This is a genomic window from Frigoribacterium sp. PhB107 (assembly GCF_003751515.1).
GTDB lineage: Bacteria > Actinomycetota > Actinomycetes > Actinomycetales > Microbacteriaceae > Frigoribacterium.
This window is the reverse complement of the sequence record NZ_RJKU01000003.1, coordinates 216,417-234,690: the sequence shown is the minus strand read 5'-3', so window position 1 is coordinate 234,690 and position 18,274 is coordinate 216,417. Positions and strand designations below refer to the sequence as shown.

At 74.4% G+C, this 18,274-nt stretch carries 14 protein-coding genes; 5 read left to right on the top strand and 9 right to left on the bottom strand.

Annotation, left to right across the window (positions count from 1 at the left end):
* Positions 1-255 precede the first annotated feature (255 nt).
* From EDF18_RS14625 to EDF18_RS14615, 3 genes are all read left to right on the top strand, one after another.
* Entirely contained in the window at positions 256-1,461 is a 1,206-nt protein-coding gene (locus tag EDF18_RS14625) for a glycosyltransferase (protein WP_199732459.1), read from the top strand.
* Positions 1,462-1,540: 79 nt separating this feature from the next.
* The gene (locus EDF18_RS14620; RefSeq protein ID WP_123548547.1) at positions 1,541-3,022 is read left to right on the top strand and encodes a polysaccharide biosynthesis tyrosine autokinase; all 1,482 of its coding nucleotides are present in this window, start codon (positions 1,541-1,543) and stop codon (positions 3,020-3,022) included.
* Positions 3,019-3,600: a low molecular weight phosphatase family protein gene (locus tag EDF18_RS14615; protein ID WP_123548546.1), complete on the top strand. Its 582-nt coding sequence runs from the start codon at positions 3,019-3,021 to the stop codon at positions 3,598-3,600. The genes EDF18_RS14620 and EDF18_RS14615 overlap by 4 nt, the downstream gene beginning before the upstream one ends.
* Before the next feature lie 69 nt (positions 3,601-3,669).
* Here the strand turns inward: EDF18_RS14615 and EDF18_RS14610 are convergent, their stop codons facing one another.
* The 7 genes from EDF18_RS14610 to EDF18_RS14580 all read right to left on the bottom strand — a co-directional run bounded on the left by EDF18_RS14610 (position 3,670) and on the right by EDF18_RS14580 (position 12,721).
* Positions 3,670-4,830: a glycosyltransferase gene (locus EDF18_RS14610; RefSeq protein WP_123548545.1), complete on the bottom strand. Its 1,161-nt coding sequence runs from the start codon at positions 4,828-4,830 to the stop codon at positions 3,670-3,672.
* On the bottom strand, positions 4,827-6,149 hold the full coding sequence (locus tag EDF18_RS14605) for a hypothetical protein (RefSeq protein ID WP_133738775.1): 1,323 nt from the start codon (positions 6,147-6,149) through the stop codon (positions 4,827-4,829). Before EDF18_RS14605 ends, EDF18_RS14610 begins: the two co-directional genes overlap by 4 nt.
* On the bottom strand, positions 6,146-7,411 hold the full coding sequence (locus EDF18_RS14600; RefSeq protein WP_123548543.1) for a hypothetical protein: 1,266 nt from the start codon (positions 7,409-7,411) through the stop codon (positions 6,146-6,148). Before EDF18_RS14600 ends, EDF18_RS14605 begins: the two co-directional genes overlap by 4 nt.
* Positions 7,408-8,487 (bottom strand): glycosyltransferase, encoded by a 1,080-nt coding sequence (locus tag EDF18_RS14595; RefSeq protein WP_133738776.1) that lies wholly within the window; start codon positions 8,485-8,487, stop codon positions 7,408-7,410. The genes EDF18_RS14600 and EDF18_RS14595 overlap by 4 nt, the downstream gene beginning before the upstream one ends.
* Positions 8,484-9,587, bottom strand: a complete 1,104-nt coding sequence (locus tag EDF18_RS14590) for a glycosyltransferase (RefSeq protein WP_123548541.1) — start codon at positions 9,585-9,587, stop codon at positions 8,484-8,486. Before EDF18_RS14590 ends, EDF18_RS14595 begins: the two co-directional genes overlap by 4 nt.
* Positions 9,588-9,705: 118 nt before the next feature.
* Positions 9,706-11,883 (bottom strand): acyltransferase family protein, encoded by a 2,178-nt coding sequence (locus EDF18_RS14585; RefSeq protein WP_123548540.1) that lies wholly within the window; start codon positions 11,881-11,883, stop codon positions 9,706-9,708.
* 124 nt (positions 11,884-12,007) lie between these two features.
* Positions 12,008-12,721, bottom strand: a complete 714-nt coding sequence (locus tag EDF18_RS14580) for an RNA methyltransferase (RefSeq protein WP_123548539.1) — start codon at positions 12,719-12,721, stop codon at positions 12,008-12,010.
* A 74-nt stretch (positions 12,722-12,795) separates the two neighbouring features.
* Between EDF18_RS14580 and EDF18_RS14575 the strand changes: the two genes are divergently transcribed.
* The gene (locus EDF18_RS14575; RefSeq protein WP_123548538.1) at positions 12,796-13,608 is read left to right on the top strand and encodes an HAD-IIA family hydrolase; all 813 of its coding nucleotides are present in this window, start codon (positions 12,796-12,798) and stop codon (positions 13,606-13,608) included.
* A gap of 268 nt (positions 13,609-13,876) precedes the next feature.
* Here the strand turns inward: EDF18_RS14575 and EDF18_RS14570 are convergent, their stop codons facing one another.
* Together EDF18_RS14570 and pyrE are read right to left on the bottom strand one after the other, a co-directional pair.
* Positions 13,877-16,813 (bottom strand): septum formation family protein, encoded by a 2,937-nt coding sequence (locus tag EDF18_RS14570; protein WP_123548537.1) that lies wholly within the window; start codon positions 16,811-16,813, stop codon positions 13,877-13,879.
* Positions 16,810-17,361, bottom strand: a complete 552-nt coding sequence (gene pyrE, locus EDF18_RS14565; RefSeq protein ID WP_123548607.1) for an orotate phosphoribosyltransferase — start codon at positions 17,359-17,361, stop codon at positions 16,810-16,812. The genes EDF18_RS14570 and pyrE overlap by 4 nt, the downstream gene beginning before the upstream one ends.
* 68 nt (positions 17,362-17,429) lie before the next feature.
* On the opposite strand from pyrE, the gene EDF18_RS14560 reads away from it, so the two are divergent.
* Positions 17,430-18,266 (top strand): exodeoxyribonuclease III, encoded by an 837-nt coding sequence (locus tag EDF18_RS14560; protein WP_123548606.1) that lies wholly within the window; start codon positions 17,430-17,432, stop codon positions 18,264-18,266.
* Positions 18,267-18,274 lie beyond the last annotated feature (8 nt).

Here is an 18,274-nt window from a genome sequence, read left to right as displayed (position 1 = left end):
GCCGTCCCAGTAGGCGACCCGGTCCCAGTCTGGGCGACACGTGTACCCCGAACGGCGCGTGTCGGTCAATTCACCCCCACCTTCACCCCGCCCGGTCCCCCGAAGGGCGGACCGAGGACGGCGGCGGACCCGCATGCGGGGGACACGACCCTGGTGAAATTGGAACATCACTGCCATACTCGACATATCACGCGGCCGTCGCCGCTGATCGGGCCGCTCGTGACGGCACGCCGCGTCGATCTCCCCGAGGACCCGATGACCCCCTCTGCCGCTCCTGCCTCCACCTCCGCCTCCGCCCCCGCTCCGGCTTCGGCTTCCCCCTCGCCGGCGAGATCGACCCGGTCGATCTGCCCCCGCTCGTCCACCGCCGTGCTGGCCTACCCGATGCACGGACAGCGCAAGCTGCTCGGCGAGGGGTACCGCACCCGTGACGGCCACCTGATCGAGTGGCTCGGCTCACGCCTCGCCGAGCAGGGCGGCGTGACGGTCGTCTCCCGACCCGAGCCTCCCCTCCCGCGCCGGTCGGCACGCGGCACCGTCGCCGCCGGCACCCGGTCGGTCGAGCCCCGCGCCTGGCGGGTCCCCCACCTCCGTGACCGCCGTCGGTGGTGGCCCGACTCCGTCGCCTCCTACCCTGTGGTCCCCGGCTTTCTCGACTCGACGCCGGCCCTCGTCTGGAACCCCTTCGTCGCGACCGCCCCGACCCGGGCCGATCCGTTCGGCGGGCGACGACGCGTCGTGCTCGACCTGCTCGACGACTGGACCCAGCACTACGCGTTCCGGTCGGTCCGCACCCAGGTGCGCGAGGCCTACGCCGCCGCCTTCGCCCGCGCCGACGTGGTCACGGCGAACGGGCCGGGCACCGCCGAGCTCGCCCGGCGATTCGGCCGGGACGACGTCGTCCTGCTGCCGAACGGGTGCGACCCCGAGCGCTACGACCCGTCGTCCGCGGCCGAGGGCCGGACGACCGTGGGCTACGTGGGCAAGATCGGACGACGGCTCGACCTCGAGGGCATCCTCGCCACCGTGCGTCGGCACCCGACGGCGCACTTCGTCTTCGCCGGGCCCGTCCTCGACGCCGAGTACCGGGCTCCCCTCCAGGGCGCCGCGAACGTCACGCTGCTCGGCGACGTCCACTACGACGACGTACCCGCGCTCCTCCGCACCTTCGACGTCGGCTGGGTCCCCCACCACGTCGGCGAGCGAGAGGTCGGCGGCGACGTCATCAAGACGTACGAGTACCGAGCCGCCGGCCTGCCGGTGCTGAGCACCCCGGTCTGCGGCGCCAGCTCCCGAGGCCTCGACGGGGTCGTCGTCGCTCCCCTCGCCGAGCACGCCGACCGGCTCGCCGCCCTCGTCGGCGACGGCCCCCGGGTGCCGCGGCTGCGGCCGTCCATCCCGGCCGAGGCGACCTGGCAGCACAAGGCCGACGTCGTGCTCTCGGCGCTCGGCCTGCGCTGAGCCGCGCCGCCTCCCTCCCCCCACCTCCTCACCGACCACCACCGGCGTCCCGACGCCGACGACGCAGGGAACCCGACCCATGGAACTCAAGGACTTCATCGCCACCATCCGCAGCTCGTGGCTGCTCGTGGTCGCCGTCACCGCCGTCGCGCTCATGACGGCCGCCGCCGTGACGCTCATGACGCCCAAGACGTTCACGTCGAGCACGCAGCTCTTCGTCTCGGTCGCGCCCCTCGGCACGTCCAGCGCCGGCGACCTCGTGCAGGGCAGCAGCGCCGCCCAGGCGAAGGTCAGGTCGTACGTCGACGTCGTCACGAGCGGCCGGGTGCTCGCCCCCGTGATCGCCGAGCTCGGCCTCGACGAGACGCCCGCGGCGCTGGCCGCCCGCGTGTCGGCCTCCAGCCCGCCCAACACGGCCCTCATCGACCTCTCCGCGAGCGACACCGACCCGGCGGCGGCGGCCGCCCTGACGAGCGCCGTCGCGGCGAGCTTCGAGTCGATCGTCGAGACGGAGCTCGAGGCGCCCGACGGAGGCGTCCCCCTCGTCACCATCGAGAGGCTGGACACGCCCGTCGCGGCCACCCGCCCCTCGTCGCCGTCGCCGGTGCTCGCGCTCTCCGTGGGCGGCGTCCTCGGCCTCCTCGCCGGCGTCGCGGCGAGCCTCCTGCGCCGCACCCTCGACGTCCGCGTCCGCGGCAAGTCCGACGTCGAGTCCCTCACCGACGCGCCCGTGCTCGGCACCATCGGCCAGCACGACGAGTCCCCGACCGCACCCCTCATCGTGCAGAACGAGCCGCGCAGCCCCCTCGCCGAGGCCTACCGCGCGCTGCGGACCAACCTGCAGTTCACCTCGTTCGACCGTGCCGAGCGCTCGTTCCTCGTCACCTCCGCCATGCCGTCCGAGGGCAAGTCGACCACGGCGGCCAACCTGGCGATCTGCCTCGCCGAGACCGGGGCCTCGGTCCTGCTGGTCGACGCCGACCTCCGGCGTCCGCGCGTCGCCGAGCTGATGGGCATCGAGGGCGCCGTCGGGCTCACCGACCTGCTCGTCGGGCGGGCCGAGATCGACGACGTGCTCCAGCCCTGGGGCTCCCAGCGCCTCTCGGTCCTGCCCTCCGGCCCGGTGCCCCCGAACCCGAGCGAGCTGCTCGGCTCCACGGCGATGCGGAGCCTCGTCCAGCACGCCACCGCGATGTTCGACTTCGTCGTCATCGACTCGCCGCCCCTTCTCCCCGTCACCGACGCCGCGGTCGTGAGCCGGCTCGTCAGCGGCGTGATCCTCTCCGCCTCGGCCCGGCGGTCGACGAGGCCGCAGCTCCGGCAGGCCCTGCTCGCCGTCAGCGAGATCGGCAGCCGGACCCTCGGCGTCGTCCTGACGATGGCCCTCCTCCGCGGACGGGACGCCTACGGCTACGGCCACTACGGCGCCTACTACGGCCACGGCACGGGTCCGACGCCCGGGACGGCCGGCACAGCGCCCGTGACGCCCGCCCCGGCCCCGACTCCCCCCGCCACCACCACCCGCGCCGCCGCGCTCTCCCCGTCCGGGGCGCCGGCATGACGGACTTCGTCGTCCTCGCCGTCTGCACGGGCAACATCTGCAGGTCGCCCGTGGCGGCAGCGCTCCTCGACCAGGCACTCGACCACGTCCGCTGCTCCAGCGCCGGCACGCGGGCAGTGGCGGGCGCACCCGTGCCGCCACCGATGCTCGAGCAGGCGTCGCTGCTCGGCCTCGACCTGGCCGAGCACCGGGCGGCCGACCTCACGGCCGAGACCGTCCGGGCGAGCAGCCTCGTGCTCGGCCTGGCCCGCGAGCACCGGGGTGCCGCAGCCCGGGCGGTCCCCAGGGCCGCGCGCTGGGCCTTCACCCTCGTCGAGTTCGCCCGGCTCTCCCGGGCGGTCGACCAGGACGCCCTCGCCCGTGCGGTCGAGTCCCTGCCCGGCGCGGTCGACCGCGTGACGGCTGCGACCGCACTCGTGGCGTCGCGTCGCGGATCGGGCGCGCTGGTCGTCCCCGGCGACGACGACGTCGTCGACCCGTTCGGCCACGGCACGTCCACCTACGCCCGCGCGACGCGTCAGATCACGGCCGCGACCGAGTCCGTCGCCGACTACTTCTCCCGAGCGCTCGCGGTCTGACGAGCCCCCATCGGCACGGACGAGCCCGCACGTGCCCGCGAGCTCGCCGGGCTCCGCTGCGCCGCGGCGTCAGCGCGACCGGCGCCTTCCCCGCCTGCCCCCGAGCGAGCGGAGCTCGTCCTCGTAGGCCTGGCAGATGGCTGGCCAGCTGTAGTGCTCACGGGCTCGCGACCGGGCCGCGTCGCCCATCGTCCTGGCCGCCTCCTCGTCGTCGAGGACCGCCCTGAGACCGGCGGCGATGCTGGCGGGGTCGGGCTCGACGAACGTCCCCGTGTCGGCGAGGACCTCGCGGTTGTAGACCGTGTCGCGCGCGACGACCGGGGTGCCGCACATCATGGCCTGGACCAGCGCGGGGTTCGTGCCGCCGACGCTGTGGCCGTGGAAGTACGCACCCGCGTGCTGCCACAGCGAGAACAACCGGGCGTCGTCGCTGAGGTGCCCGAGCCACTGCACCCGGGGGTGCTCGTCGGCCAGCCGGCGGGCTGCCTCGTCGAGCTCCCCGCCGTAGCCGCTCGAGCCGACGACGACGACGTCGTGGGTCCCCGCGAGCTCCGCCGCGGCGGCGAGGAACTCGGCCACCGTGTTCTCGGGCACGAACCGAGCCACCATGAGGACGTAACGGCCGGACTCCAGCCCCGGCTCCACGGGGAGGTCGTCGACCTCGCTGCCGCCGTAGGGGATGAACACGCCGTCCACGCCCCACATCTCGCTCCAGCGCCGACGGATCTCCTGTGCGTCGCAGACGAGGACGGTGCCCCACCGGGCGGTCATCACGGCACCCGCCCGGAACACGGCACGTGCGGCCCGGCCCCACTTCTCGCGCTCCCACTCGATCCCGTCGACGTTGACGACGACGGGGATGCCCCGGAGGCGGAGGAGCGGGATCCAGAAGCCGTTGGCCACGTTCATGACGAGAGCGACGTCCGGCCGGCGACGCACGGCGTCGACGACGGCCGTGAACCCGTACGACAGGGTGCTGAGCGACTTGGACTCCACGCCGCGGGTGAGCCGGCTGACGACCCGTCCGTCACGAGCGGGGTCGGCGGGGGCGGTCGAGCCGGGGCGGCCGTAGACGGTCACGCCCCAGCCCCGCTCGGCGAGCCACGGCGCCAGGTGGCGCACCGCGGTCTCGAAGCCGCCGTAGTAGCTGGGGTAGCCGCGGGTGCCGATGACGGCCACGTCGAGGGGGCGATCGGCGCCTCGGTCGGCGCCGGAGGGGGATCGGGTCATCGTGACGGACTTCCTGCTCGGGTGGGCCCGACGTGGACGAAGTCCTGCCGGGTCGCGACGTGCGCAGCGCGGGCCGGGGTGCCGGGGGCGACGTCAGGTCGTGGTGCCCATGCTGCCGCCCCGAATGCTAGCGCCGCCATCGAGAACCAGACGAACCAGTCGAAGGAGAACAGCACGACCGCCATCACCAGGAGCACGGCCCGGCCCACGCGCGCGGCCCGCGCGAAGCCGACGACGAGGGCCGCGACCAGCGCGAGGACGCCCACGACGCCGAAGGCCGCGAGGGTCGAGACGAGCTGGTTGTCGATCACCGTGAAGCCGCCCTGCGGCAGCAGCCCCCTCGCGTAGAGCTCCGGCTCGCTGCCGAAGCCCGAGCCGAGCAGCGCCTCGAGCGGGGGCCGGCCGAGGAGCCCCGGCACGCTCGCCAGCGCCCCGACGCGGTTCTCCCAGGAGCCGGAGTTGATCAGGGTGACGAAGCCGTCGGCGATCTCCCCTTCCAGGAGCCACACGACGACGACGGACGCCACGGCCGACGTGATCACGTTGAGGAGCCGCCTGCTCTGGGCCGACGTGACGAGCAGGTGCGTGAGGGCCGCGACGAGCGCCGCGACGACGCTGCGGCTGCCGGAGAGCAACACGCCCACCACGAGGAGGGACGTGAGGGCGAGCACGACCGGCGACGGCAGGAGCCGCGGGTGGGCCAGCAGGACGACGAGGCACACGGCCAAGAACACGGCGTAGGGGATGGGGTGTCCGAGCGTGCCCTCGACGCGGGTGAGGTCTCCGGGGAGGATCCTGTTCGGGCCCGCGAAGACGCTGCCGTCGGCGCGCACCTTGTAGCCCCAGGGCACCGGGCGGTGCAGCACGGTCAGCTCCACGATGCCGAGCAGGGCCTGGCCGACCCCGAGGACGACGAGTCCCCGGACGAGCAGGAGGAGGTCGCGAGCGGACGCCGTGGCGATCGTCCATGAGACGAGCAGGCCGACGGCGGCGAGCTCGGCCATCAGGACGATCGTGGACGGCGCCCGGAGGAGCACCAGCACGACGAGCACGACGAACAGCGCGCCGGTGGCGACGGTGGCCCGCGGCGGCGGGACGAACCAGGAGCGCGGGGACGCCGCGGCGCCCGCGAGCAGGACCACGACGCCGACGACCGCAGCCGTGCGGACGGATTCGGGCGCGGACGGCGAGGAGGCGGAGACGAGCACGGCGACCGCGGCCACGAGGGCGACCCCGCGACGCAGGTCGGACGGCAGCAGCAGGCCGCCCACGAGGGCCACGAGGAGCACGGTCGCCCCCGCCGCGGCAGCGACCATCACGACGACGCCCCGGTGAGGGAGGCACGCGTCGCGAGCACGGGACCGGCTCGACCACCCGCGCCGACCAGCAGCCCCAGCTGCACGACGAGTCCGACGCCCTCGGCGAGCACGAGAGCCGCCACGGCACCGGTCGCCCCGGCGGCGGCACCCGCCGCCAGGACGCCGGGGACGCCCACGAGCGCGGCGGCGATCGCGGCCGTGGTGGTGTGGCCGTGACGCCCCGCGCTCACCAGGGCGAGGCCGGCGCCCCGCGAGGAGCAGATGACGGTGACGAGCGCACCGCCCCACACGGCGAGGTCGCGTCCCACGTCGACCGCGCCCGCGAAGAGCCAGCCGGAGACCGACGGCATCGCGACCGCGAACACCGTCCCCGCGACGACGCCGAGCCCGGTGTTCACCCCGAGCGAGACGGCGCTCCGGCGCCGTGCGAGCTCGGCGTCGGGCGTGCCGACCCAGGTCTGGAGGCGGTCGGGGACGGCGGACAGCACCTGGAGCCCCATGCGGAGCGGGCGGTCGGTCGCGGCGAAGGCCGCCACCGAGGCGGGTGCCGTCACCCCGAGGAGCGCCACGGGGAGGGACTTGTACGTCGTCGTCACCGCGCGTCCCAGCACGAGCACCGCCTGCTCGCGGACGACCAGGGGGACCTCGGCGAACGCCTGTCGGGACGGGAACCGGGCGGCGTCGTCGACGAGGGGGGTGAGCACGGCGGTGGCGACGACGGCCAGCACGAGGCAGGACCCGTAGGCCTCGAGGGGCGCGCCGACCACCAGCGCCGCCGCGGCGGCGAGGGCGAGGACGACGCGAGGGAGCGCCTCCGTCAGCACCACGCGACCCGGACGCCCGAGCCCGACGAAGTACCAGGTGGGGCTCAGCGCGCCGAGGGCCACGCCGACCGCGACCAGGACGGCGGCGAGCACGTGCCGGTCGACCAGCAAGGCCGTGACCACGACGACCACGGGGAGCAGCACCGCCGTCGCGATGAGCTTGCTGGCCAGGGCCCGGGCGAAGACGGCGGCCCGGGCCTCGGGGTCGCGCGCGATCCGCACGGGCCCGACGATGCTCCAGCCGAGCTCAGCCACGACGGCCGCGGCGACGCCGACCGACATGCCCACGGCGACGGCCGACCACCCGGACGCCCCGAACCGCGAGGTCACCGCGGGGATGACCGCGAGGGGCGCCGCGGCGCTGACGGCAGGCACGAGGACGTGGAGCAGGAGGCGAACCACCTGGGACCCGGTGACCCGGCCGGCCACGCGCGTCACGCCCTCCCCCCGCTCGCGAGGACGAACCGGGAGAGGGGACGGTACGACCGGGCGACGAGCGCCTCGAGGCGGTCGTGCACCCCGGGCGAACCGGCGAGGGCCCGGGTCGGTTCGACGGCGACGAGAGCGTCGGCGAGCGCCCCCGCCCGACCCGGCTCGACCTGGACGAGCTGGTCGCCGACCGCCTCGGCGACGTCGTCCAGGGCCGACGAACGCTGGGTCACGACGACCCGGCCGCACGCCAGGCCCTGCCAGACCTTGTTCGCGACCACGGACCGTGCCTTGGGCGACGGGCCGAAGACACCGAGCACGACGTCCGCCCACGCGAGTTGCTCGAGGAGGCCGGACTCGGGGACCGGGTCGACGAAGTCGACGATCTGCCCGAGACCCAGGTCGCGGACGCGCTGCTCCGCCCTGGCCCGTGACGGGCCGTCGCCGACGAAGACCACCTGCAGCTCGCGCCGCGCCGCGGCGAGCGAGAGCGCCTCGACCATCAGGTCGACGCCGTGCAGGGCGATGTACCCGCCGTAGTAGAGCACCCGGAGCCCCGCTCCGGCCGGGGCCGCCGGCTGCCACGTGGCCCACGACGGCGCCCCCACGGCGACGGCCGCGACCTCGCGGGCCCGTGGGTGTCGACGCCGCACCTCGTCGGCGCGGGGATCCGTGTCGATCAGGTAGAGGTCGCTCGCGCGGACGGCGAGCCGGTCGTGCAGGTCGAGACGGCGAGCCCGGAGCGACCGCGCGGGGACGTCGCCCCTGTCGACGACCACGGTCTCGTGCAGGCCGATGAAGCCGTCGACCACGACACGCGCACGGCGGAGCCCGGCCACCACGTGCACGAGCGGCGCGTGGGTGGTGCGGAACTCTGCCAGGACGACGACGTCGGCCCCGCGGGACGCTCGCCAGAGCCCCCGGACGTCGGCGAGGGCCCGACGCGCCCGGGAGCCGGCCCGGCTGCGCGGCACGGTCGCGAGCTCCACGCCAGGGAGGGAGGCGAGGTGCTCGCGCACGCGTCGCCCGCGGGGGTAGTCGAGGTCGTGGGCTCCGTAGTGGACCACCCGCACCGGCGCGCTCACGCAGCCCCCTGCCCGACGCGGCCGAGGTGCCCGAGACGGGCCAGGACGGCGTCGACCGAGCGCCCGATCGTGAGCGTCGACGCGTTGGCGTGCACGTGGTCGCTGAGCCACCGCCTCAGGTCGGCGTCGGAGACCAGGTCACGGACCGCCGTCGCCCAGGGCCGCGGGTCGTCGACGGGGAGGACGAACCGTCGACGGAGCTCGTCGTCGGTGACGAGCAGCGGCGCGGCCCCGTAGGCGTCGCCGAGCACGACGGGCACCCCGGCGAGCGCGGCCTCGACGGCGCTGCGCCCGAAGGCCTCGCGGGAGGCGGTGCCCACGAAGACCGCCGCGTCGGTCCACAGGGCGGCCGGGTCGGCCCAGCCGCGGACGGAGAGCCCGGCGGGCGCCTCACGGCGCAGCTCGGCCTCGAGCGGACCGTGGCCGTACATCGCCCCGGGGACGCCGGTGGCGGCGACGAGGTCGGCGAAGGCGCGGGGCCTCTTGTCGACGTCGAGGCGGGCAGCCCAGACGAGCCGCCCCGACGCCTCGCCACGGCTGAGGCGCGGCGCGGCGGGGACGCCCGCCGGGACGAGCTCGGGTCGCCTGGCCGCCGCGACCGCGTCGGCGAGGACCGGCGTGGTCGCCCAGACGTCGGCGGCTGCGCGGAGCGCGCGCGTCTCGACGAGCCGGAGCACGTGACGACGGAGCAGGGTCTGCTCGCCCTGCGCCGGCCACGGGAGCCCCCTGACCCAGGCGACCCAGGCGGGGCCGAGCGGGGAACGGAGACGTGCCGCGGCGACGTCGCTCTGCGTCACGAGGGTGACGACCACGTCGGCCTCACGCACCTCGGGCGAGTCGAGAAGCAGCTGGGCGACCTCGTCGACGACGCCGAGCCCGTGCTGCAGCACCTCGACCTCGCGCACGCCCGCCGCCGGCGAGCTGACGCCCGCCGCGGCGGCGCGCAGGCCGACGACCGCGGACCAGTCGAGGCCGCGGGACCGGGCCTCGGCGACGAGGTCGAGCGTCGACCGGTACACGCCGCTGCGGGCCATGAGGGGAGCGGCGACGAAGCAGACCCGGAGGCGGGAGGCGAGGGCGGGACTCGAAGGGGGCAACATGTGCAGCTCGTTCCACTCGGTGCGGGACCCCGGACAGGGCACGGGAGTTCTGAGTATATGTGTGATATTTCTCTGAGTCAACGACCTGCTCCAGGTGGCGGTCGATCACATGAGCCCGTCAGGGCCGGGCGAGTTCGTCACGCAGGAGAAGACCGAGTGAACGCGACATCGCCTCCGTGAGGTGCTGCGCATCGGCCCGGATGAGGACTTCCCCCGCCACGACGGGGCACTCGCCGTCGGCCGCGCAGAACCACGACAGGACATCGATGAAGTCGACGTCGACCCCTCGTCCGCGGGCGTCTTCCACCCCCGCGCGTTCTGCCGTGCGTGCATCGAGGCTGAGTCGTTCCGGCGCGGCCACGCACCCCTGTGCGCCGGTGGGCCGCGCGGCGCAGACCACGGGAGAGGGGCCGCGTGGCGGCGCCCCGATCACGACGACCCTCGCACCGCCCAGCGCGAGCTCCGAGACAGCCGTCTCGGTCCCCCGACGCCACTCGGCGATCGCTTCGGCACCGGTGGCGCCGCTCGTCAACCGCCCCAGCCCGGAGACGCTGCCCGAGGTCACGACGAGGTCCGCCCCGGCCTCGGCCGCGAACTCTCGGAGGTCGGCGCGGCTGTCGGCGCACTTCTCGACGAAGGACGAGCCGGCGTTGCCGTCGTGGAAACGGGCGTCGGTGACAGAACAGCTCCCGAAGGCCAGCGCCCGGATCCGCCAGCCACCGCCCAGCGCAGCCTCGAGCGCAGGCAACCAGGAGAGAGCGATCGAGTCGCCCACGAGCACGGCCGTCCGCGGCGCCGCGCCGTCACCGAGATCGCAGGGCTCAGCGACGGCGGCAGCGGTGCCGACGGGGTACCGGCACTCATCCGAGGCCAGCTGGGGCACCAGCGACGCACTCAGGGCCTCGTCGAGCGCACCCGGAGAGCTTCGCTCCGGGTGGAGGACCGACTCGGACAGCGCCTCCGAGAGGGAGGCGGCCGCCCACGGCACGTCCGAGGCCCCGGCCGGCCCTGGTCCGCCCTCGGGCGCGGACCCCACGGCGGCGACCGCGACCCCCGGGTCGATCAGCGCAGCAGGACCCTCGAGCTGAGCCGCGGACATGCCCACGACGACGAGGGTGACCGTCCCGGCCACACCGGCTCGTCGAACGAGGTCGCGACGCCTGTCGGCCCCGTCCACCGGCGCCTCCCAGCCGCGCAGCCACGCTCCGAGACGTGCCGGCTCCTCGACGAAGCGGAACGTGAGGACGCTCAGCACGAGCGTCACGACCAGCCCTCCCGCGACGGCGGGCAGGCCCCGGAGCCCGAGGGACTCGGCGAACACGATCACGGGGAAGTGCCACAGGTAGATCGAGTAGGAGCGGCGGCCCACCCATCGCGCCGGACTCGAGACCAACACGGTCTCGACGCCCCCGAGCCGACCCGAGCCGCCCACCACGATCGCGCAGGCGCCGAGCACGGGGAGCAGGGCCCAGGGCCACGGGAAGGACGAACTCGGATCGATGACGACCAGGCTCAGGACGAGCACCCCCTGGCCCGCCAGCACGACGGCGCGGCGAAGGGGCAGGCACATGCGCTGCGCGACGGGCCGGGCGAAGGCGCAGAGAGCACCTGCCGCGAGCTCCCAGAGGCGGGCGACGGAGTCGAAGTAGGCCGCCCTGGGCGAGGCCTCGCCGCGCCAGACCGCGTAGCCGACGGAGAGGACGACGACAGCGCACGCCACGCCCACGAGGACGTCCCGGCGCGCACGACGGCTGCTCAGCCGAGCAGCGATCGACGTCGCGACGAGCATCAGGACAGGCCAGATCAGGTAGAACTGCTCCTCGACGGCCAGCGACCAGAAGTGCTGGAGCGGGCTCGCCGGCGAGTCGGCTCCGAGGTAGTCGGCTCCGACCGCGATGAGGTGCCAGTTCTGGACGAACGAGAGGGACGCGACAGCGTCGAGGACCGTGCCTGCGAACCGCGGGGTGAACCAGAGGGCTGCTGCCGCGACGAGCGTCGCCAGGATGACGACCACGGCGGCGGGCAGGACCCGCCGGGCTCGACGGGCGTAGAAGGCCGTCAGCGAGATCGTGCCGGACCGGTCCAGCTCACGCAGCAGGACCGCGGTGATGACGAAGCCCGATATGACGAAGAAGACGTCGACTCCGACGAATCCGCCCGGGGGGAGACCGGTGAGATGACCGACCACCACCACCACCACAGCCACGGCCCGCAGGCCTTCGACATCGGGCCTGAAGGTCGGGGACCCCTGGGGGTGCCCCGCAGCGATCGTGGTCGGTGACGGTACGCGACTCATCTCAGCTCCTCTCGTGTCACCTGCGGAGAGGAAGACGGTTCAAAATATCACATCTGTTCAAAATCTTATCTGATATTCGTCCGGAGAGATGTCCCTGGACCGTGCTGACGCCCGATCCGGTTCGCTAGAACCGGTGCTGCCGTACCCACTCGTGCATGACGACAGCTCCTGCGGCGGAGGCGTTGATGCTGCGGGTCGAGCCGAACTGCGAGATCTCGACCACCAGCTCCGCGGCCGCGAGCACCTCAGGGCTGAGGCCAGGGCCCTCCTGACCGAACACGAGCACGCAGCGTTCCGGCAACGCCGTCGTCTCGAGCGGGACCGAGCCGTCGACGTTGTCGACCGCGACGACGACGAGTCCCGCCTCCTGGGCCCAGGCGACGAAGGAGGCGACGTCCGGGTGGTGCTGCACGTGCTGGTAGCGGTCGGTCACCATCGCGCCCCGCTTGTTCCAGCGCCTCCGCCCGACGATGTGGACCGCCTCGGCGGCGAACGCGTTCGCGCTCCGCACGATCGAGCCGATGTTCATGTCGTGCTGCCAGTTCTCGATCGCCACGTGGAACGGGTGCCGGACGAGGTCGAGGTCGGCCACGATCGCCTCGAGGGACCAGTACCGGTAGCGGTCGACGACGTTGCGCCGGTCGCCGTCGCGCAGCAGTTCGCGGTCCCAGTGGTCACCGGCGGGCCAGGCGTCCACGCCGCCGGGCCACGGGCCGACACCGTGTGCCACGACCGGCTCGGCAGCCGGCTCGGCATCGGGTGGGGCGGTGGACTCGGCGGTCGCCTCGTCGGCGGTGTCGTCGGGGGTGTCGTCGGGTTCGGGGTGCTGGTCGGTCACGACGGCCAGCGTAGGTCGCTGGCCGGACCGGCACCGCACCTCCTGCGTTCGTCTGCCCTCAGTAAGGTGTGCCCATGGGTACTCGCGACGAGGTCGAATGCTGGTTGACCGACATGGACGGCGTGCTGGTGCACGAGAACCAGGCCCTGCCCGGCGCCGCGGCGCTGATCCAGCAGTGGCAGGACGAGGGCACCCCGTACCTCGTGCTCACGAACAACTCGATCTTCACGCCGCGTGACCTGAGCGCGCGGCTCCGCGCCTCGGGCCTGCACGTGCCCGAGGAGCGCATCTGGACGAGCGCCCTCGCGACCGCCGACTTCTGCCGCTCGCAGATGCCCGGCGGCTCGGCCTTCGTCATCGGCGAGGCCGGCATGACGACAGCGCTGCACGAGGCGGGCTTCATCATGACCGAGACCGACCCCGACTACGTCGTCGTGGGCGAGACCCGCAACTACTCGTTCGACGCGATCACGAAGGCCGTCCGGCTGATCCTCGGCGGCGCCCGCTTCATCGTCACGAACCCCGACACGACCGGCCCGAGCGCCGACGGCCCGATGCCCGCGACGGGCGCCATCGCCGCGATGATCACGGCCGCGACGAACAAGTCGCCCTACGTCGTCGGCAAGCCGAACCCGATGATGTTCCGCTCGGCGATGAACCGCATCGGCGCGCACAGCGAGAACACCGCGATGATCGGCGACCGGATGGACACCGACGTCGTCGCGGGCATCGAGGCGGGGCTGCACACGATCCTGGTCATGACGGGGATCAGCGACCAGGCCGAGATCGACCGCTATCCGTTCCGCCCGAACGAGGTGCTGAGCGGCGTGCACGAGCTGGTCCGCGCCGAGCCGCTCGAGACCGACACGGTGCCGAGCGAGCTCTAGCTCGACACGCGCCGGCGCCGGCCGGTCCCCATCCCGACGCCGTCCTCAAGGCCCGCGTCACCCGCGTCGACCGCACGGTCCGCGTCACCTGCGCTGCCCGCACGGTCCGCTTCGCCCGCACTGACGGCAGATGCCGACCATTTGGCCCGATCCACTGCCGCAACAGTGGCATTTCCAGCTATAGCGGGCCGCACGGTCGGCATCCGCGGGCAACGAGGGCGCGGCGGGGGCGATCGGAGCGCAGGAGGTGCGGGTCGGGTGGGACGGGTCAGGCCGCGGCCGGCGCGACGCTGGTCGTCATCGGCTCGCCGCTCGCGCGGTCGACGAAGCACCAGTACGAACGGACCCCGGCGGCCCACTCCGCGTCGGTCGACGCCCAGCTCGCGCTGAACTGCGCGTCGGCCCAGGTCGAGGCGGCGGCGAGGTCCAGCGCGCTCGACCCGGTGCAGAGCACCGACATCTGCGACTGCAACGCGTCGCTCCCCGGGTACGCTGCGGCCGGGTCGGCGTCGAGCGCCCCGATCGAGGCCAACTGGGCGACGTGCGGCTGGCCGCAGTCGACGACCTCGTAGTCCTGCTGCCACGCGCTCTCGAAGGTCGAGAAGCACTCGCCGCCCTGCAGGTCGCTCCACGGGTGCGTGCCCGTCGAGAGCGGGCCGGCCGCCGCCTCCTGCGGGAGCTCCGCGGGCGCAGCGGTGACGGTGCGGGTGGCGACGGCCGCGGCGGGGGCCTCGGTCGGCTGCGGCGTCCCGGCGAAGAGCGACCTGCTGAGCACGAACAAGGCGACCAGCGCGAGCACGATCACGAGCGCCGCGGCGACGCCGAGCAGCACCTTGCGGCCGCGGGACCACGACGCGATGCCGCTCCCGGGCCCTGCCGCGGACGATCCCGTTCCGGGACCGGACGACGCCGACGGGGCGGACGGGCCACCGCGCGGAACGAGGGGCGAGACGCCTGAGGAGGCGGCCGCCGGCGCGGACGGCGACCCTGCCTCGACGCTCAGCCCGGGCAGCTCGGCGTCGGTGTGCGGCACCGAGCGAGGGCGTTCCGCGGCGGCGGTCGGCGGCGTCTCCGCCGCGGCGGCGGCCCCCGTCGCCCCGGCGCCCGTCAGGCCTGCGCCGGCGAGGCCTGCGCCCGCGAGGGGCAGCGCCGCCGTGGCCGCGTCCGGGGCGTCCTCCTCGGCCTCGACCTGGAGCGCCGCGAACGGGTCGTCGAGGTCGAGCGGCTCGTCGTCCCGGGCCGGGCTCACGAGCTCGTCGCCCTCGGCGGCGGTGGTCGAGGCGTCCTCGACGGGCAGCTCGTCGCTCAGCGCCCAGGACCCGCCCGCCGGCAGCGGGCCGGGATCGACGAGGTCGCTGCGTCCCGCGTCGGCCGCGGGGTCGCCGGGGGTGTCCTCCAGCGACTCGCGCGCGTCGCCCGACGGTCGCACGATGCCCAGCAGCTCGGTGAACGTGGGCTCCGACCCGTCGGCCGTCGGCGCGGACGCCGCTCCCGACGGCGCGGCGAAGGGCAGGCCCGCAGGAGGTGCGGCGGGGGCCCCGGCAGCGCTCTCGTCGTCAGCAGCCGCGGCCGCAGCCGCAGCAGCCGCACCGTCCGGGGACGCCGCCACCGCGGGCGGCACGACGACCCCCGCGGCTTCGGCCTCGCGGCGCTCTCGCCGGGTCATCTCGTGGTGCTCAGCGATCCACCAGGGCTCCGCGGGCGCGGACTCGGCCGTGCCCGGCTCGGGCTCGTTCGCGGGCTCCGAGGCGAGCTCCGTCGAGGGCTCGGTGTCCGGCTCCGAGGCGAGCTCGGTCGAGGGCTCGGGGTCCTGCTCCGAGGCGAACTCGGTCGCGGGCTCGGCCTGCTCGGACGAAGGCTCGGGCTCGCTCGCCACCTCGGCCACGATCTCGGTCTGCTCCGCTGCGGGCTCGGACTCGGGCTGGGACTGCTCGACCGTGGACTCGGAGTCGAGCTCGAGCACGGGCTCGACCAGGTCGACTGCGGGCTCCGGCGCCGACGCAGGCTCGCTCGAGGCCCGGGGCAGTTCGGCCTCGGTCGCGGACTCAGGCTCGGATGCGGCCTCGGGCGCGAACTCGACCTCAGGCTGGGATGCGAGCTCGGGCTCCGACCCGGCCGACCCGGCCGACGTGGGCTCCGGTCCGACCGGTGTCGATCGGGCCTCCGCCTCGAACGACGCGGACACGTCCCCGGCCGCAGACGGATCAGGCGCAGCAGCAGGGTCCGCGGCAGCCGGGAGGTCGAACGCCCGCGTCTGCGCGTCGTCGGCCGCGTCGGTCGACGGGACGGGCGCCTCCTCGGCGTCCTCGCCCGCGGCGGGCGGCAGGTCGACGTCGTCCCGGGACCCTCCGTCAGGGCCCGGGCCCGCGGCCCGGTCGTCGGACGCCGCCGGGGCGCTCCAGTCGAACGACGACGGGAAGACGGGCTGCGGAGCGATGGGAGGCGTGATCAGGGCGGTGAAGGGGCCGGGCTCGTCCCGCGGCGCAGGGTCGGCCTCGGTCTCCTCGACCGAGGCGCCGTCCGAAGTGACGGGCTCGTCGTCGTCGGCGACCGCGGCCGACGGGTCGGCGGGCGGCAGCGCGGCGGGCGGCACCGGCGCAGGACGCGGCGCGACCGCCGGCGGGACCTTGTAGCGAGGAGGCGCGACGACCTCCGACCGGACGCTCTCGTCCGAGACGGGGTCGGCCTCGTGCTCGACGGCACCCTCGGCGGACGGCGTCGGCTCGGCGGACGGCGTCGACTCGGCGGACGGCGTCGGCTCGGTCGGCGAGGGCGGCGGCATCGTCCCGGCGAGCGCCGAGAGATCGAGGGCCATCGGGTGGCCCGAGCTCTTCACGACCTCGGACTCGGCGGTGGGGGCAGGCGGCACGGTGAACGGCGCGGAGCGGGCGGTCTCGGCCGAGATCGGCGTCGCCCCCGTCCGCAGGCCGCGCTCGGCAGGGTCGCCCTCGGCCGTGTCGTCCTCGGCTACGCCGTCGGCGGCCGGGCGGTCATCGACCACGTCGTCGTGATCGACCACGCCGTCGTCGTCAGCGTCGTCGTCATCGACCACTTCGCCGTCGACCGCGTCGTCGTCAGCGCCGTCGTCGGCGAACTGCGCCGCGAGCCAGTCGCCCGCGTCGAGCCCCGACGTGTCGTCAGCCGGCTCTCGGCTGGCCTCCGCCTCCTCGCCGTCCGGCCCGCGGCCGTCGCGCGCGTCGTTCACGGCTGCAGCCCGAGGTCGTCCAGCCCGATGGCCGCGTAGTAGGGGTAGCCGGCGGCCTCGATGACCTCGCGGGCGCCGGTGCTGCGGTCGACGACGACGGCGACGGCCGCGATCACCGCGCCCACCGCCTCCAGCGCCTTCGCGGCGGCGAGGGGCGAGCCCCCGGTGGTCGACGTGTCCTCGAGGACGACGACCCGCTTGCCCTCGAGGTCGGGGCCCTCGACCTGCTTGCCGCGACCGTGGTCCTTGGGCTCCTTGCGGACGACGAAGGCGTCGTAGTCGCGCCCCATCGCGACGCCCTGGTGCAGCACGGCGGAGGCGATCGGGTCGGCGCCCATCGTCAGGCCGCCCACGGCGAACACGTCGGGCACCTCGGTGATGAGGTCGACCATGACCTGCCCGATCAGGGGGGCGACGCGGTGGTCGAGGCTGACCTTCCGCAGGTCGATGTAGTAGCTCGCCTTCTTGCCGCTCGTGAGCGTGAAGTCGCCGTGGAAGACGGCCTCGGAACGGATGTAGTCGATGAGCTGCGTGCGTGCGTCGGTCACGGTGACCAATGGTAGGGCAGGAGGCTCCGCCCAGGCCGGGTGCGCCTCCTGCCGGTAGCGTGGGCGGCATGCGCGTCGCGACCTGGAACGTCAACTCCGTCCGTGCCCGAGTCGGGCGAGTGGTCGACTGGCTGGTCCGGGAGGACGTCGACGTCGTGGGCCTGCAGGAGATCAAGTGCAAGCCCGAGCAGTTCCCGTTCGACGCGTTCCGCGAGGCGGGCTACGAGGTCGAGCTGCACGGCCTCAGCCAGTGGAACGGCGTCGCCTTCGCGAGCCGCCTGCCGATGGACGACGTCACGATCACGTTCCCGACCCAGCCCGGCTTCGCCAAGGGGCAGGAGGGGCCCGACCAGCCCAAGGAGGCGCGCGCGATCGGCGTCACGGTCGAGGGCGTCCGCCTCTGGTCGCTCTACGTGCCGAACGGCCGTGAACTGGGCGACCCGCACTACGACTACAAGCTCGACTGGCTCGCCGCCCTCGCCGCCGAGACGGAGGCCTGGATCGCCGAGCGGCCCGACCAGCCGCTCGCGCTGATGGGCGACTGGAACGTCGCCCCGCTCGACACCGACGTGTGGGACGTCTCGGTCTTCGAGGGCCACACCCACGTCAGCCAGCCCGAGCGCGACGCCTTCGCCGCGTTCGAGCGCGTCGGCCTGACGGACGTCGTGCGCCCGCGCCTGCCCGAGGGCTACACCTACTGGGACTACAAGCAGCTCCGGTTCCCGAAGAACGAGGGCATGCGGATCGACTTCATCATGGGGTCGCAGCCGTTCGCCGACCTCGTCACCGACGCGTCGATCCACCGCGACGAGCGCAAGGGCGACGCCCCGAGCGACCACGTCCCCGTCGTGGTCGACCTCGAGCTCGACACCGAGCTCGACGACGACCGCCCGATGATCTTCTGAGGCGGCCT

Bases quoted from the DNA above. Each gene is read 5' to 3' on its own strand.
- EDF18_RS14610 (WP_123548545.1), bottom strand. From the start codon at position 4,830: ATGACCCGATCCCCCTCCGGCGCCGACCGAGGCGCCGATCGCCCCCTC.
- EDF18_RS14560 (WP_123548606.1), top strand. From the start codon at position 17,430: ATGCGCGTCGCGACCTGGAACGTCAACTCCGTCCGTGCCCGAGTCGGG.
- EDF18_RS14625 (WP_199732459.1), top strand. From the start codon at position 256: ATGACCCCCTCTGCCGCTCCTGCCTCCACCTCCGCCTCCGCCCCCGCT.
- EDF18_RS14585 (WP_123548540.1), bottom strand. From the start codon at position 11,883: ATGAGTCGCGTACCGTCACCGACCACGATCGCTGCGGGGCACCCCCAG.
- EDF18_RS14590 (WP_123548541.1), bottom strand. From the start codon at position 9,587: ATGTTGCCCCCTTCGAGTCCCGCCCTCGCCTCCCGCCTCCGGGTCTGC.
- EDF18_RS14615 (WP_123548546.1), top strand. From the start codon at position 3,019: ATGACGGACTTCGTCGTCCTCGCCGTCTGCACGGGCAACATCTGCAGG.
- EDF18_RS14620 (WP_123548547.1), top strand. From the start codon at position 1,541: ATGGAACTCAAGGACTTCATCGCCACCATCCGCAGCTCGTGGCTGCTC.
- EDF18_RS14575 (WP_123548538.1), top strand. From the start codon at position 12,796: ATGGGTACTCGCGACGAGGTCGAATGCTGGTTGACCGACATGGACGGC.